Origin of the sequence: Bacillus cereus group sp. N12, from assembly GCF_016483575.1 — a bacterium.
Classification (GTDB): domain Bacteria; phylum Bacillota; class Bacilli; order Bacillales; family Bacillaceae_G; genus Bacillus_A; species Bacillus_A toyonensis.
The window spans coordinates 13,006-28,812 of the sequence record NZ_JAEHBO010000073.1 but is presented as its reverse complement, the minus strand read 5'-3'; the positions used below and the strand labels follow the sequence as shown (position 1 = coordinate 28,812).

Sequence of the window (15,807 nt, the reverse complement as noted above, 5' to 3'; positions counted from 1 at the left end):
GGATCAAACTCTCCAATAAAGTTAGTTTGTCTAGCATCTAAAAATAAAAATTGACGTTTCACGTTGTTTGTTTCGTTTAGTTTTCAAAGTTCAATATCGCGTTTCAGCGACTTTTATAATATATCATAGTATATTATTTTCGTCAACAAGTTTTTCAAGATAACTTGTATCTCTCATTTGCTGACTCTGCCTATTATATATAGTTTCTTATTGCTATGCAAGTATTATTATAAAAAAATAAAGAGAAGGGAGAATCCCCTCTCTTATTCTTCAGAAGAAACCTCTTCACTAGTTTCTTCTTCTTCATCCTTTTGCGCTTTTGCTACTGTTGCTACCTCTTGCTCATCCTCTAATCGAATTAGACGAACACCTTGTGTATTACGTCCCATTTGAGAGATTTGATCAACCGGCATACGAATAATAACACCCGCGGCTGTAATTAACATAATGTCTTCTTCACCTGTTACAGATTTAACTGCTACTAATTTACCGTTCTTATCTGTAATGTTACAAGTTTTCAGACCTTTACCACCACGACTTTGTAGTCGATACTCTTCAACTGGAGTACGCTTACCGTACCCGTTTTTCGTTACAATTAAAACATTCGTATCTTCTTCAACAATTTCCATACCTACTACTTGGTCCTCTTCGCCTAGTGTAATAGCTTTTACACCAGCTGCATTACGGCCCATAGAACGCACATCTTGTTCATTGAAGCGAATTAACATACCGTTGCTTGTCCCTACGATAATATCTTTATCGCCAGAGGTTAAACGTACAGAAATCACTTCATCTTCTTCACGAAGCGAAATTGCAATTAAACCGTTCGTACGTATATTTGCAAATGATGAAAGTGGCGTTCTCTTAGAAATACCTTGTTTCGTTGTAAAGAATAGGAACTGGTCATCACCAAACTCACGAATTGGAATAATGGCATTGATCCACTCACCCTTATCTACCCCTAATAGGTTAATAATCGGTAGCCCTTTCGCAGTACGACTATACTCTGGAATTTCATATCCTTTCGTACGGTATACTTTACCCTTGTTTGTAAAGAATAAAATATGATCATGGGTGGACGTTGTTAATAAATGTTCAACAAAGTCATCATCATTCGTACCCATTCCTTGTACACCACGTCCCCCACGGTTCTGTGTTTTGTACGTAGAAGCTGGCAACCTCTTAATATAACCGTTATGAGTTAACGTAATCGCAATGTTTTGCTCAGGAATTAAATCTTCATCTTCAATAAATTCCATACCGCCAATTGTAATTTCTGTTCGTCTCTTATCATTGAAACGTTCTTTTACTTCTGTTAATTCTTCACGAATAATCTCAAGAACTTTCTCTTCATCTGCTAAAATCGCTTTTAATTCAGCAATTAACTGCATTAAGTCTTGATACTCTTGCTCGATTTTTTCACGTTCTAATCCAGTTAAGCGTTGCAGACGCATGTCTAAAATCGCTTGCGCTTGTTTCTCACTTAAACCGAAACGTTCCATTAAGCCCTGCTTTGCAATATCTGCCGTTTTTGAACTACGAATTAACGTAATAACTTCATCAAGATGATCTAAAGCAATTCGTAATCCTTCTAAAATATGAGCACGTGCCTCTGCTTTTTCTAATTCATAAGCAGTACGTCTACGGATTACTACCTTCTGGTGCTCCAAATAATGATATAAGTTTTGTTTTAAATTTAGTACTTGAGGCTCTCCATTTACAAGAGATAACATATTAATACCAAAACTTGTTTGAAGCGCTGTATGTTTATATAAATTATTTAATAGTACATTAGCATTAGCATCACGACGTACTTCCATAACGATACGCATACCATTACGATCTGATTCATCACGTAAATCTGTAATGCCTTCAATTTTCTTATCGCGAACTAATTCTGCAATTTTTTCAATTAATCGTGCCTTATTAACTTGATAAGGTAGTTCCGTTACGATAATAGATTGTTTACCGTTTGACTTCTCTTCAATTTCAACCTTAGCACGAAGCATAATAGAACCGCGACCTGTTTCGTAAGCTCTTCGAATTCCACTTCGCCCTAAAATTAAACCTGCCGTCGGAAAGTCTGGCCCAGGAATATATTCCATCAATTCCGCGATAGTAATATCAGGGTTATGACTTAATGCCAGCACACCATCAATTACTTCGCCAAGCTGATGCGGCGGGATATTTGTTGCCATACCAACAGCAATACCTGTCGTACCGTTTACTAATAAATTAGGGAAACGCGCTGGTAATACAATCGGCTCTCTTTCCGAACCATCGTAGTTATCTTGATAATCAATTGTATTTTTTGAAATATCACGTATTAATTCCATAGAAATCTTAGACATTCTTGCCTCTGTATAACGCATTGCCGCTGCTGAATCTCCATCTACAGAACCGAAGTTACCATGCCCATCAACAAGCATATAACGTTGACTGAAATCTTGCGCCATACGTACCATCGTTTCATAAACAGCTGAATCACCGTGGGGGTGATACTTACCAATTACTTCACCAACAATACGTGCTGATTTCTTATACGCTTTATCAGCTGTAATTCCTAAATCATTCATCGCATATAAAACCCTACGATGCACAGGTTTTAATCCATCACGAACATCTGGTAATGCACGAGATACGATAACACTCATTGCGTAATCTAAAAATGAGGTACGCATTTCATGACTAATATTAATTTCTCGAATTCGTGCTTGTTGTTGATTGTCTGACATCAACGAGCACCTCCTCTTACATTTCCGTTACACATACATTGATTTATATGTAGAAGACAGGAATACTTAGATTCCTGTCATTACTCATTTAAATATCAAGGTTTTTCACGTATTTTGCATTCTCTTGGATAAAGTTACGACGTGGTTCCACTTTATCACCCATTAAAATTTCAAACGTTTCGTCTGCTTCTATTGCATCTTGAAGAGAAACTTGAAGTAACGAACGTACTTCTGGATCCATTGTCGTCTCCCATAGCTGAGTTGGATTCATTTCTCCAAGACCTTTATAACGTTGGATTCCTGGTTTCGGCTGGGCTGGTAGCTCAGCTAATATCTTTTCAAGTTCTTTATCGTTATAAGCATATTGAATTTTTTTACCTTGTTGTACTTTAAACAAAGGTGGCTGCGCAATATATATATAGCCACACTCAATGATTTGACGCATATAACGATAGAAGAACGTTAATAATAGGGTACGAATATGCGCACCATCAACATCGGCATCGGTCATAATAATAACTTTATGATAGCGTGCTTTTTCAATATCGAAGTCTCCACCGATATTTGTACCGATCGCCGTAATAATTGTACGAACTTCATCATTTGATAAAATTTTATCTAAGCGTGCTTTTTCAACATTAATAATTTTACCCTTCAGCGGTAAAATCGCTTGGAAATGACGATCGCGTCCTTGTTTTGCAGATCCACCCGCAGAGTCACCCTCTACGATATAAATTTCACTAATTGCTGGATCTTTAGAAGAACAGTCTGCCAATTTCCCTGGTAAACTTGAAACTTCTAAAGCACTCTTTCGGCGAGTTAGCTCACGAGCCTTTTTAGCTGCTACACGCGCACGCGCTGCCATCGTTCCTTTATCTACAACTTTACGTGCAACATTGGGATTTTCCAGTAAGAACTTTTCAAAAGCCTCTGAGAATACTGACTCCGTAATCGTTCTCGCTTCACTATTTCCAAGTTTCGTCTTCGTTTGCCCTTCGAATTGTGGATTTGGATGTTTAATTGACACGATTGCTGTTAAACCTTCACGAACATCTTCACCAGTTAAATTACTATCCGCATCTTTTAAAATGTTATTTTTACGGCCATAATCGTTAATCACACGTGTTAGGGCAGTTTTAAATCCTACCTCATGTGTACCACCTTCATACGTATGAATATTATTTGTAAATGAGTAAATATGATTTGTATATCCTTCGTTATATTGAAGCGCAACTTCAACTTGAATACCATCTTTTGAACCCTCTACATATACAGGCTCTTCATGAATTGGTTGTTTTGAACGATTTAAATGTTCAACATATGATTTAATTCCACCTTCATAGTGGAACTCTTTCTTTTGTTTATGTTCACGTTTATCTTCAATTGTTAATTTAATATTACGATTTAAAAACGCCAACTCACGCATACGAGTCGCTAGCGTATCAAATTCATATTCTGTCGTCTCTTTAAAAATTTCTGGATCCGGTTTAAAGCGAGTTATTGTTCCAGTTTTATCTGTATCACCGATGACTTTTAAATCTGCAACCGGAATACCTCTTTCGTATTTTTGGTAATGAATTTTACCGTCACGATGTACAAATACTTCTAGTTCTGTTGACAAGGCATTTACAACAGATGCACCAACACCATGCAAACCACCAGAAACCTTATAACCGCCACCGCCAAATTTACCACCAGCGTGGAGGACAGTCATAATAACCTCAACTGCAGGACGTCCCATTTTTTCTTGTATACCAACTGGGATACCACGGCCATTATCCGTTACAAGAATACTATTATCTTCTTCAATACTAACGTTAATTTCATCGCAATATCCTGCTAATGCTTCATCGATACTATTATCAACAATTTCCCATACAAGGTGGTGAAGTCCTTTCCCACTCGTTGATCCAATATACATACCTGGACGTTTCCGAACTGCCTCTAGTCCTTCAAGTACCTGTATCTGACTTTCATCATATGCATTTTCTTGCATTTGTTTTTGTTCCATTGACACAAAGATCACCTACTTTTCCATTTAAACAGGGGTTTATGCCCTATCTATTTCACAATCTACCGTGCCGTTCGTTACATGAATTGTTTTCGCGTCTTTCAATGTTTCGTGTTCAATTCCGTCGACACTCGTCGTTGTAACAAATGTTTGCACCTTTCCTTGAATTGTATTTAACAGATGTGATTGACGATAATCGTCTAATTCTGATAAAACATCATCCAGCAAAAGGATTGGATATTCTTTAACCTCTGAATAAATCAATTCAATTTCAGCTAATTTTAGGGATAGTGCAGTCGTTCGTTGTTGTCCTTGCGAACCAAAGACTTGAACATTTTTACTATTAACGAAGAATTGTAAATCATCACGATGAGGACCAATTAAAGTCGTACCACGGAAAATTTCACGTTGTTTCACAGATTGAAAACTTTCATAGTATACTTCTTTTATTTTCGACAAATCCATTGATTCTGATACATCTACACTCGGTTTATAAATAATTTCTAATTCTTCTAATCCACGGCTTATACCACGATGAATTGGGGCTGCCCATTCTTGCAGTAAATGTAAAAAATCAAAACGTTTTTGCAATATTTTTGCACCGTGTTCAATCAGTTGCAGTGTAAATACATCCAACATCGTTTCCTCATTTTTACTATTCCCTTGCATTTTTTTTAGCAAGTGGTTTCGTTGCGTGAGCACTTTTTGATATTGACTTAATTCATACAAATAAACAGGAGCTATTTGTCCTAATTCCATATCTAAAAAGCGTCTTCTTACTTGAGGGCTTCCTTTTACAAGATTTAAATCTTCTGGGGCAAACATGACAACATTCATTTCGCCAATATATTGACTCAACTTTTGTTGTTCAAGTTGATTTAATTTTGCCTTTTTACCTTTTTTCGAAATATTTAATTCTAAAGACAAAGAATTATTTCTCTTTTGTAATTTCCCTTTAATTTGACCAAAATCTTCATCCCAACGGATAAGCTCGCGGTCATTGGAGGTTCTATGAGATTTCGCCATCGCTAACACATAAATAGCTTCCATCAAATTTGTTTTCCCTTGCGCATTTTCACCGATAATTACATTCACTTTATCTTCAAAGGAAAGCTCTAATTTTTCATAATTGCGATAGTTTTTTAATTGTATTTCTGAAATAAACAAAGGGCTCCCCCTTTATGCCTGAACTTGGAAAGTTCCGCTACCCGGAATTTCAATAATATCGTTCGCATATAACTTGCGACCTCTTCTGTTTTCAAGTTCTTGATTCACGTACACTTCATATTCTTGTAAAAACCATTTTACAGCGCCACCTGTATCGATTACATCAGCTAACTTTAAAAATTGTCCTAGTGTAATATACTCTGTTGAAATTTTAATACGTTTCATAAAATCGCTCACTTTCTCAAAGTGTTCATTCTTTCATTGTACTAAATAAACTAGCATTAGGAAAGTAATACCCCAAAATCAAATAAGGGCTACTAGCATCTTTAAACTAGCAACCCTTATTTTCTATCTAGTAAGTACGAACTGGTAAAATTAATTGAGTAATTGAATCATCATTTACTGTACGAATTAAGAATGGTCTCATTGCCCCAGTAAAGCTAATCTTAATCTCTGTACTATCTAAAGCTTTTAATGCATCCATCATATATTTTGCACTAAAAGATATTTTTAATTCTTCCCCATCTACGTTTTCACATTGAACTTCTTCCACTACTTTTCCGATTTCCGGAGAATTAGAAGAGATTTCCAACATTTTTTGTTCTAACGTTGATAATTTTACAACATTATTGCGGCCGTCTCTTGCTAATAGTGAAGCACGATCAATAGCCTGTAGAAATTCTTTTGTATTCACAAAAATATCCGTCTTACTCTCTGCTGGAATTAGACGTGTTGTATCAGGATAATTTCCTTCTAACAATCTTGAGAAGAATAATAAATGTTTTGTACGGAATAATACTTGATACTCCGTAATAACGATATCTACCATTTCTTCCGACTCATCTAAAATTTTACTTAATTCATTTAGGCTCTTACCTGGAATTACAACATTTGCTTGAAACTCATCTGCAATATTATATCCTTCGATCTTTGCTTTTCGAAGTGCTAGTCTGTGACTATCTGTTGCAATACAAATTAATTCGCTGTTATATACCTTCCAGTTTACACCTGTCAAGATCGGTCTTGTTTCCGAAGTAGAAACTGCAAATACAGTTTGTCTAATCATATGTTTAAGTAAGTCTGTTGGAATCTTAAAAACATGATGTTCTTCAATCTGTGGTAATAATGGATATTCAGCAGAATCTAAACCATTTAAGTTGAACTCTGATTTTCCAGATTTTATTTTTGTCATAAAATGATTTTCTACAGAAATTTCGACAGTGTCTTTAGGTAATTTTTTTACGATCTCACTAAAATATTTTGCTTGTAAAACAATACTTCCTGATTGTCCGATTTCTACAATCTCTTTTCCGTCCTCTTCGACTGGAATAAACGATTCAATAGAGATGTTTGCATCGCTTCCTGTTAATGTAACCCCTTCTTCAGTAGCGACAACTTTAATTCCTGTAAGAATTGGAATTGTTGTACGAGAAGAAACAGCCTTCATTACATCCTGTACACTTCTTACAAGATAGTCTTTTTGTATTGTAAAACGCATAAAGAAAAACCTCCGGTAAGTATAAGATTTTATTTAATTAATAAAGATAAAAAAATAGTAGTAATAGTAATAGGGCTTGTGGATATGTGGATAACTCAGTTGAAAGATGTAAAAACAGTCTATCTACATGTGGATAGACTGTGCGTAAAACAAGGAGAGTTATTCACACTATTCAGCTACTACTTTAAAATATCATTAATTTCTTCGACTTGTTTTTGCAATTGCGTATCCGTTTTTAGTAGCTTAGAAATTTTTTCATGGGCATGGATAACGGTTGTATGGTCACGTCCACCAAATTCTTCACCTATTTTAGGTAAAGAGGAATCTGTAAGTTCGCGTGATAAATACATTGCAATTTGACGAGGAAACGCAACTGATTTTGTACGCTTTTTCGCTTTAAAATCTTCTAATTTTACTTGGTAAACGCCCCCGACAGCTTTTTGGATATCATAAATAGAAATAATTTTTGGTTTAGAATTTGGAATAATATCTTTAAGTGCTTCAGCTGCTAAATCAGCATTAATATCTTTGTTAATTAAAGATGAATAAGCTACAACTCGGATGAGCGCACCTTCTAATTCACGAATGTTTGAATCGATTTGATTTGCGATATACAGCATAACCTCGTTTGGTATATCAAGTCCTTCAGCTTTTGCTTTTTTACGTAAAATCGCAATTCGCGTCTCTAAATCTGGTGGCGTAATGTCCGTAATGAGTCCCCATTCAAAGCGAGAACGAAGACGATCTTCTAAAGTTGGAATTTCTTTTGGTGGCCGATCACTTGAAATTACAATTTGTTTGCTTTCTTCGTGTAATGCATTAAATGTATGGAAAAACTCTTCTTGAGTTTGTTCTTTTCCAGCAAGAAATTGAATATCATCTATCAATAAAACATCTACATTGCGATATTTATTACGAAAATCGACTGCTTTATTATCACGAATAGAGTTAATGAATTCATTTGTAAATTTTTCGGATGATAAATATACAACTTTCGCGTTTGGATTGTGTTCAATTACATAATGACCGATCGCATGCATTAAATGCGTCTTTCCAAGCCCAACGCCCCCGTAAATAAAGAGAGGATTATATGCTTTAGCTGGAGCCTCGGCTACAGCTAATGAAGCAGCATGGGCAAAACGGTTACCAGAGCCAATAACAAATGTATCAAATGTATATTTTGGATTTAGCATGCTCTGTGGTAAATGAGTAGAATCATCTTGTGCTCGATTTTTTTTAATAGGAGGAAGATCGATATCCTCTTCAGCTTGACTTTGGGGAATAATAAAGCGAATAGCCAATTTTGCCCCTGTTAAATCATAAAGTGTTTCCGAAATGAGTTCTGAGTAATGAGATTCTAGCCAATCACGAGCAAATTCATTTGGAGCTGTAATCGTTAATACGTCTTTCTTTAAGTTATGTGCTGTTGTTGACTTCAACCACGTTTCATAACTAGGTTTACTGACCTTTTTTTCAAGTTCTTTTAAGGCACTATTCCATAAATCAGAGATGTTTTCCAAAGGTGTCCCTCCTTTACTAAGATGGTAAAAGAATAAGGTTGCGCAACAAATGTACAACCCAATAAATAGTAAATGTATATTTATACGAAACGTCTTTTAAAACCTAAAAACGTCGTTTGTATATGAAATAGGGTTTTCGACAAAAAAAGCAAATGTGGACAACTATTTACCCACATGTGATTAAAACTGTCCACATGTTATACACAAATTGTGGATAAAATAAACATGTGGGAAACTTATTCAAAGTGAAAACACAACTATAATATCAAAAAAAAGTAGCTATAGCAATGAAATTAAGAAAGTTATCCACAAAATCAATACCTTGTGGAATAAACTTGTCCACAATACGATATACTGTGTAAAAGTAAGAAAAAAGTTTGTGGATATAAAAAACAGAAAAAAACATTTATCCACAAGGAAATATAAGAACTGTGAAAAAGAATGTGAACAGGTTCAAAATGAATATTTGATGAAAATTTCGAGAACCATTGACATTTTCCTAGTTGATTAACTATAATTTATAAGACTGTCTTTAACAGATATTCCTCAGGGAGGTGTCATATAATGAAAAGAACTTACCAACCAAATAAACGTAAGCGCAGCAAAGTACATGGTTTCCGCAGCCGTATGAGCACAGCGAACGGACGTAAAGTGCTAGCAGCTCGTCGTCGTAAAGGAAGAAAAGTATTATCTGCGTAGACCACTGATCGTTCAGTGGTCTTTTTTTCTAATAATAGTGAATTTCCGCTGATGAAATACAGGAGTGTCAATTGATATGAAGAAAAAAAATCGTATAAAGAAGAATGATGAATTCCAGGAGGTTTTTCAAAAAGGAAAATCAAATGCGAACCGTCAGTTTGTTGTATACCAACTAAATAAAGAAGAACAGCCAAATTTTCGCATCGGCCTTTCTGTTAGCAAGAAGATAGGAAACGCAGTAGTTCGTAATCGAATTAAGCGTATGATCCGTCAGTCCATTACAGAATTGAAAGATGAGATAGATTCTGGAAAAGATTTTGTTATAATAGCAAGGAAGCCTTGTGCAGAGATGACATATGAAGAAGTAAAGAAAAGCTTAATTCATGTCTTTAAACGCTCTGGTATGAAAAGAATAAAAAAGTAGCGTAAGGAAATGAATTACACTATATACATACCGAAACAAGGAGGAGCAGGCTTTGAAAAAGAAAATAGGTTTACTGGCCATGGTTATTACATTAATGGCAATTGCTACCGGCTGTAGTGAAACGGGTCAGCCAATTACATCGAAGAGCACTGGGATTTGGAATGAATATTTCGTATACCCGCTTTCTCAGTTAATCACGTATTTTGCGACATGGCTTGGTGATAATTACGGTTTAGCGATCGTTATTACGACCCTTATTATTCGTTTTGCATTATTACCATTAATGATTAAGCAAACGAAGAGTACGAAAGCTATGCAGGCGTTACAACCAGAAATGGTAAAGTTAAAAGAGAAATATAGCTCGAAAGACCAAGCAACACAGCAAAAATTACAACAAGAAATGATGCAGTTATATCAAAAAAATGGTGTAAATCCATTAGCCGGTTGTTTACCAATATTTGTTCAGATGCCTATTTTATTCGCATTTTATCATGCGATTATGAGAACATCAGAAATTAGTAAACATACATTTTTATGGTTCGATTTAGGACAGGCAGACCCTTACTATATCTTACCGGTTGTTGCAGCGATTACGACATTTATTCAGCAAAAGCTTGCAATGGCAGGAACTGCTGGTCAAAATCCACAAATGGCAATGATGATTTGGCTTATGCCGATTATGATTTTAATCTTTGCAATTAACTTCCCAGCGGCATTATCACTTTACTGGGTTGTTGGTAATATCTTTGGTATCGCTCAAATGTACTTTATCAAAGGGCCAGAAATTAAGGCTAGTAAGGCTGGAGGATCAGGTAAGTGAGTGTAATTACTGCTAAAGGACAAACAGTCGAGCTGGCAGTAGAAGATGCTTTAAGGCAATTAAACACTTCAAAAGATCAAGTTGATATAAATATTATCGATGAGGGTAAAAGGGGATTCCTAGGCTTATTTGGGAATCGTCCTGCAGTAGTAGAAGTTGTATTGAAGAAAGAGCCCATTCAAGAATGTGAAGAGTATTTAAAAAATGTTATTCGCAACATGGGTGTGGAAGTCGAGATTAGTAAAATTGTAAAGGGACGCGAAGTTGAATTTACAATTTCTGGTGATGATGTAGGTGTTTTAATTGGAAAAAGAGGTAATACGTTGAACTCTTTACAGTATTTGACAAAACTTGTCGCGAATCGCCATACGAAACAGTATATTGGTATCACACTAGATGCTGAAAATTATCGTAGTAAAAGAAAAAGTACGTTAGAATCGCTTTCTTATCGATTAGCAAAACAAGTGTCTAAAACGAAAAAAAGAGTTGTTTTAGAGCCGATGCCATCTTTTGAACGAAAAATTATCCATCAAGCATTATCTAATCATCAAGATATCAATACAACTTCTGAAGGAAATGAACCACATCGGCATGTTGTAATATCTTCCAAATGACCGGTTACTCAAATGAGTGCCGGTTTTTTTGAGGGGAAAACAGATGTGGATAACTAAAAACACTAAACTTATCCACTGTGAATAAGTTTAGTGTTTTTTACATGAGGACATAATAAAATGAGTTATTATTCTTTTGTAGATAGGTTCGTTATGGTATTCTAATAATTTAGTGAAGAAAATAATCGTGTTGAAATAGAGATAAATAAGCAAGTGAGGTGAAAGGACATGGAATTTGATACAATTGCTGCGATTTCCACAGCGCTTGGAGAGGGCGCAATTGCCATTGTTCGAGTAAGTGGGGATGATGCGGTTGAAAAAGTTAATCGTATTTTTAAAGGGAAGGACTTAACAGAGGTTCCTTCTCACACAATTCATTATGGCCATATTGTTGATTTAGATACAAATCAAGTTATTGAAGAAGTTATGGTGTCTATTATGCGTGCGCCAAGAACTTTTACACGCGAAAATATAGTAGAAATTAACTGCCACGGTGGACTTGTTTCGGTAAATAAAGTATTGCAGCTTATTTTAGCGCAAGGAGTACGATTAGCAGAGCCTGGTGAATTTACAAAACGTGCTTTTTTAAATGGTCGTATTGATTTATCACAAGCAGAAGCTGTCATGGACTTAATCCGTGCAAAAACAGATCGTGCAATGAACGTAGCGATTAATCAAATGGAGGGGCGATTATCTAAATTAATTGGCCGCCTGCGTCAGGATATATTAGAAACGCTAGCTCATGTTGAGGTAAACATAGATTACCCAGAATATGATGATGTGGAAGAGATGACACATAATATTTTAATTGAGAAAGCGACACATGTTCGTGCTGAAATTGCAAAAATATTAGAAACATCGAAGCAAGGGAAGATTTTACGTGAAGGTATTGCTACTGCAATCATCGGTAGACCTAACGTTGGGAAGTCATCGCTATTAAATAGTCTCGTTCAAGAGAAAAAGGCAATTGTAACTGATATTGCAGGAACAACTCGTGATGTTATTGAAGAGTACGTTAATGTGCGTGGTGTACCACTTAAACTTATAGACACAGCCGGGATTCGTGAAACGGAAGATGTTGTTGAACGAATTGGTGTAGAGCGTTCGAAAGAAATGATGAGCCAAGCTGATTTAGTGTTAGTTGTCGTTAATTATAGCGAAGCTTTAACGAATGAGGATGAAGAGCTATTCCGTGCCGTACAAGGAAAAGATTTCATTGTTATTGTAAATAAGACAGATTTACCGCAAGTAATTGATATGGAACGTGTTACAGAATTGGCAGCGGGAAATCGTGTTATTACGACGTCGTTAATTGAGGAACAAGGAATAGATGAGCTTGAAAAGGCGATAGCGGACTTATTCTTTGAAGGAGCAATTGATTCTGCTGATGTGACATATGTTTCTAACGCGAGACATATTGGATTATTAACACAAGCAGGAAAAACAATTGGAGATGCAATTGAGGCGATAGAAAATGGTGTTCCAATTGATATGGTGCAAATTGATTTAACAAGAACGTGGGAAATACTTGGTGAAATTACTGGTGATACCGTCCATGAAAGCTTAATTGACCAGTTGTTCTCTCAATTTTGTTTAGGAAAATAATATAGTGATGCTTTAGAAAGATAGAGATTATTAGGAGGAATAAACAATGGGATACAATGCCGGTTCATACGATGTCATAGTAATCGGTGCAGGTCATGCAGGATGCGAAGCTGGTCTTGCGGCAGCACGAATGGGCTCCAAAACATTAATGTTAACAATTAATTTAGATATGGTAGCGTTTATGCCATGTAACCCTTCTGTTGGTGGACCAGCAAAAGGGATTGTTGTTCGTGAAATTGATGCATTAGGCGGAGAAATGGGACGCAATATTGATAAAACGTATATTCAAATGCGTATGTTAAATACAGGTAAAGGACCAGCTGTACGCGCACTTCGAGCACAAGCAGATAAGTTCTCTTACCAACATGAATTAAAGAAAACAATTGAAGAAACACCAAATTTAACGTTGTTCCAAGGAATGGTAGAGCGTTTAATTGTTGAAGATGGCGAATGTAAAGGGGTAATTACGCAAGCTGGTGCTGAATATACAGCGAAAACAGTCGTAATTACGACTGGAACGTTTTTACGCGGTGAGATTATTATGGGAGATTTAAAATATTCGAGCGGTCCGAATAATCAACAACCATCTATTACTTTATCAGAACATTTAGAGGAACTTGGATTTGATCTTGTTAGATTTAAAACAGGTACACCTCCGCGTGTAAATAGTAATACAATCGATTACAGCAAAACAGAAATTCAGCCAGGTGATGATAAACCACGAGCTTTCTCTTTTGAAACGACAAAATTTATTATGGATCAAATTCCATGTTGGTTGACGTATACAAGTACGGAAACACATCGTTTAATAGATGAAAACCTGCATCGCTCAGCTATGTATTCTGGTATGATTAAGGGAACAGGACCTAGATATTGTCCTTCAATTGAAGACAAAGTAGTAAGGTTTAATGATAAACCACGTCATCAAATTTTCTTAGAGCCAGAAGGACGTAATACACAAGAAGTGTATGTACAAGGTTTATCAACAAGCTTACCAGAAGATGTGCAGCGTGATATGCTTAGAACAATCCCTGGTCTAGAAAACGTTGAAATGATGCGTACAGGTTATGCGATTGAATATGATGCGATTGTGCCAACACAACTATGGCCAACACTTGAAACGAAAAAAATTAAAAATTTATATACAGCAGGACAGATTAACGGAACTTCTGGTTACGAAGAGGCGGCAGGACAAGGGCTTATGGCTGGGATTAATGCAGCATGTCGTTCTTTAGGTGAAAAAGAAGTTATTTTAGGTCGCGAGGATGCTTATATTGGTGTCTTAATTGATGATCTTGTAACGAAAGGTACAAATGAACCATATCGTTTATTAACGTCTCGTGCAGAATATCGTCTATTATTACGCCATGATAATGCTGATCTTCGTTTAACTGAAGTTGGTCGTGAAATTGGATTAATTAAAGAAGAGCGCTATGAGCGATTTACAAATAAAAAATTACAAATTGAACAGGAAAAGGAACGTTTAAGCAGCATCATTATTAAGCCACGTCCTGAAGTTCAAGAATTAATTCGTAGCATTGGTGGAAGTGAATTGAAAGATGGAATACGTGCAAGTGACTTATTACGTCGTCCAGAGATGACATATGAGCATATTCATCTTTTAGTACCAAGTGAAGTAGAACTAAGTGATGAAGTGACAGAACAAGTTGAAATCCAGATTAAGTACGAAGGATATATTGAAAAATCTTTACAGCAAGTAGAGCGTATGAAGAAAATGGAAAATAAAAAAATACCTGTGGATATTGATTATGATGCAATTTCTAGCCTTGCTTCAGAAGCTAGACAGAAATTGAAAGATGTTCGTCCACTTTCAATGGGGCAAGCTTCACGTATTTCTGGTGTAAATCCAGCGGATATTTCCATTTTACTTGTGTATATTGAACAAGGAAAAATTGCGCGCGTATCGAACCAATAAATAGTAAGGAGATATTGTTAGATGAACATAGAACAATTTCAATCTATGCTAGAAGAGAAGGGGATCACTCTCTCTTCTAGACAGTTAGAGCAGTTCGAAATCTACTTCGAAACATTAGTAGAGTGGAATGAAAAAATGAATTTAACGGCTATTACGGAGAAAGAAGAAGTATATTTAAAACACTTTTTTGATTCGATTACAGCTGCTTTTTATTATGATTTTTCAAAACCATTCTCAATTTGTGATGTTGGTGCAGGAGCTGGATTCCCAAGTATTCCTTTAAAAATCTGTTTCCCGCATTTAAAAGTGACAATTGTAGACTCATTGCAAAAACGCATTAATTTCTTAAATCATTTAGCACAAAAGTTGGAATTAAGTGACGTTGCGTTTTGTCATGATCGTGCTGAAACATTTGGGAAAAAAGAAGGTGTACGTGAATCGTACGATATTGTAATGGCACGTGCAGTTGCGCGTCTTTCGGTATTAAGCGAGCTATGTTTACCACTTGTAAAAGTTGGAGGAACATTCATTGCTATGAAAGGTGCCGCGGCAAACGAAGAAATTGAAAATGGCAAGTATGCTTTAGAGGTGCTAGGCGGGGATCTAAAAGAAATGTCTACGTTCCAATTACCGTTTGAAGAAAGTGAACGTAATATTTTATTAATCGAGAAAAAGCGCAAGACACCAAAGAAATATCCACGCAAACCGGGAACACCCAATAAATTACCTATTGAAAAATAAATCTTATTAGACGTAAGATTAAATTATATAAATGAAAACG

The 15,807-nt window shown here is 35.9% G+C and carries 13 protein-coding genes; 7 read left to right on the top strand and 6 right to left on the bottom strand.

Annotation, left to right across the window (positions count from 1 at the left end; translation table 11 throughout):
- Positions 1 to 263: 263 nt before the first annotated feature.
- The 6 genes from gyrA to dnaA form a co-directional block, all read right to left on the bottom strand.
- Complete coding sequence (gyrA, locus tag JDS92_RS24145; RefSeq protein ID WP_097958138.1) at positions 264 to 2,735, bottom strand: DNA gyrase subunit A; 2,472 nt, start codon at positions 2,733 to 2,735, stop codon at positions 264 to 266.
- A gap of 88 nt (positions 2,736 to 2,823) precedes the next feature.
- A complete protein-coding gene (gyrB, locus tag JDS92_RS24140; protein WP_000435980.1) occupies positions 2,824 to 4,746 on the bottom strand; it encodes a DNA topoisomerase (ATP-hydrolyzing) subunit B in 1,923 nt (640 codons plus the stop codon).
- A gap of 39 nt (positions 4,747 to 4,785) precedes the next feature.
- Positions 4,786 to 5,913, bottom strand: a complete 1,128-nt coding sequence (gene recF / locus JDS92_RS24135; RefSeq protein WP_087969756.1) for a DNA replication/repair protein RecF — start codon at positions 5,911 to 5,913, stop codon at positions 4,786 to 4,788.
- Between the two features lie 12 nt (positions 5,914 to 5,925).
- Complete coding sequence (yaaA, locus tag JDS92_RS24130; protein WP_000821369.1) at positions 5,926 to 6,138, bottom strand: S4 domain-containing protein YaaA; 213 nt, start codon at positions 6,136 to 6,138, stop codon at positions 5,926 to 5,928.
- A gap of 127 nt (positions 6,139 to 6,265) precedes the next feature.
- Positions 6,266 to 7,411: a DNA polymerase III subunit beta gene (gene dnaN / locus JDS92_RS24125; RefSeq protein ID WP_001212898.1), complete on the bottom strand. Its 1,146-nt coding sequence runs from the start codon at positions 7,409 to 7,411 to the stop codon at positions 6,266 to 6,268.
- Between the two features lie 179 nt (positions 7,412 to 7,590).
- Entirely contained in the window at positions 7,591 to 8,931 is a 1,341-nt protein-coding gene (dnaA, locus tag JDS92_RS24120) for a chromosomal replication initiator protein DnaA (RefSeq protein ID WP_000428014.1), read from the bottom strand.
- A gap of 564 nt (positions 8,932 to 9,495) precedes the next feature.
- Between dnaA and rpmH the strand changes: the two genes are divergently transcribed.
- The 7 genes from rpmH (at position 9,496) to rsmG (ending at position 15,767) form a co-directional block, all read left to right on the top strand.
- The gene (gene rpmH, locus JDS92_RS24115) at positions 9,496 to 9,630 is read left to right on the top strand and encodes a 50S ribosomal protein L34 (RefSeq protein WP_000831901.1); all 135 of its coding nucleotides are present in this window, start codon (positions 9,496 to 9,498) and stop codon (positions 9,628 to 9,630) included.
- A gap of 76 nt (positions 9,631 to 9,706) precedes the next feature.
- Positions 9,707 to 10,054 carry a ribonuclease P protein component gene (rnpA, locus tag JDS92_RS24110; protein WP_000728892.1) on the top strand — a complete coding sequence of 116 codons (348 nt, stop codon included), beginning with the start codon at positions 9,707 to 9,709 and terminating at the stop codon, positions 10,052 to 10,054.
- A 52-nt stretch (positions 10,055 to 10,106) separates the two neighbouring features.
- Positions 10,107 to 10,874: a YidC family membrane integrase SpoIIIJ gene (gene spoIIIJ, locus JDS92_RS24105; protein ID WP_000726765.1), complete on the top strand. Its 768-nt coding sequence runs from the start codon at positions 10,107 to 10,109 to the stop codon at positions 10,872 to 10,874.
- On the top strand, positions 10,871 to 11,488 hold the full coding sequence (gene jag, locus JDS92_RS24100; protein WP_087969755.1) for an RNA-binding cell elongation regulator Jag/EloR: 618 nt from the start codon (positions 10,871 to 10,873) through the stop codon (positions 11,486 to 11,488). The genes spoIIIJ and jag overlap by 4 nt, the downstream gene beginning before the upstream one ends.
- Before the next feature lie 225 nt (positions 11,489 to 11,713).
- Complete coding sequence (gene mnmE / locus JDS92_RS24095) at positions 11,714 to 13,090, top strand: tRNA uridine-5-carboxymethylaminomethyl(34) synthesis GTPase MnmE (protein WP_085450915.1); 1,377 nt, start codon at positions 11,714 to 11,716, stop codon at positions 13,088 to 13,090.
- A gap of 46 nt (positions 13,091 to 13,136) precedes the next feature.
- Complete coding sequence (gene mnmG / locus JDS92_RS24090; protein WP_085450916.1) at positions 13,137 to 15,026, top strand: tRNA uridine-5-carboxymethylaminomethyl(34) synthesis enzyme MnmG; 1,890 nt, start codon at positions 13,137 to 13,139, stop codon at positions 15,024 to 15,026.
- Between the two features lie 21 nt (positions 15,027 to 15,047).
- On the top strand, positions 15,048 to 15,767 hold the full coding sequence (gene rsmG, locus JDS92_RS24085; protein ID WP_001019622.1) for a 16S rRNA (guanine(527)-N(7))-methyltransferase RsmG: 720 nt from the start codon (positions 15,048 to 15,050) through the stop codon (positions 15,765 to 15,767).
- Positions 15,768 to 15,807: the final 40 nt, after the last annotated feature.

Excerpts from the sequence above, each read along its gene's own strand:
- rsmG (WP_001019622.1), top strand. The coding sequence starts at position 15,048 with ATGAACATAGAACAATTTCAATCTATGCTAGAAGAGAAGGGGATCACT.
- rpmH (WP_000831901.1), top strand. The coding sequence starts at position 9,496 with ATGAAAAGAACTTACCAACCAAATAAACGTAAGCGCAGCAAAGTACAT.
- rnpA (WP_000728892.1), top strand. The coding sequence starts at position 9,707 with ATGAAGAAAAAAAATCGTATAAAGAAGAATGATGAATTCCAGGAGGTT.
- mnmE (WP_085450915.1), top strand. The coding sequence starts at position 11,714 with ATGGAATTTGATACAATTGCTGCGATTTCCACAGCGCTTGGAGAGGGC.
- gyrB (WP_000435980.1), bottom strand. The coding sequence starts at position 4,746 with ATGGAACAAAAACAAATGCAAGAAAATGCATATGATGAAAGTCAGATA.
- gyrA (WP_097958138.1), bottom strand. The coding sequence starts at position 2,735 with ATGTCAGACAATCAACAACAAGCACGAATTCGAGAAATTAATATTAGT.
- yaaA (WP_000821369.1), bottom strand. The coding sequence starts at position 6,138 with ATGAAACGTATTAAAATTTCAACAGAGTATATTACACTAGGACAATTT.
- mnmG (WP_085450916.1), top strand. The coding sequence starts at position 13,137 with ATGGGATACAATGCCGGTTCATACGATGTCATAGTAATCGGTGCAGGT.
- dnaN (WP_001212898.1), bottom strand. The coding sequence starts at position 7,411 with ATGCGTTTTACAATACAAAAAGACTATCTTGTAAGAAGTGTACAGGAT.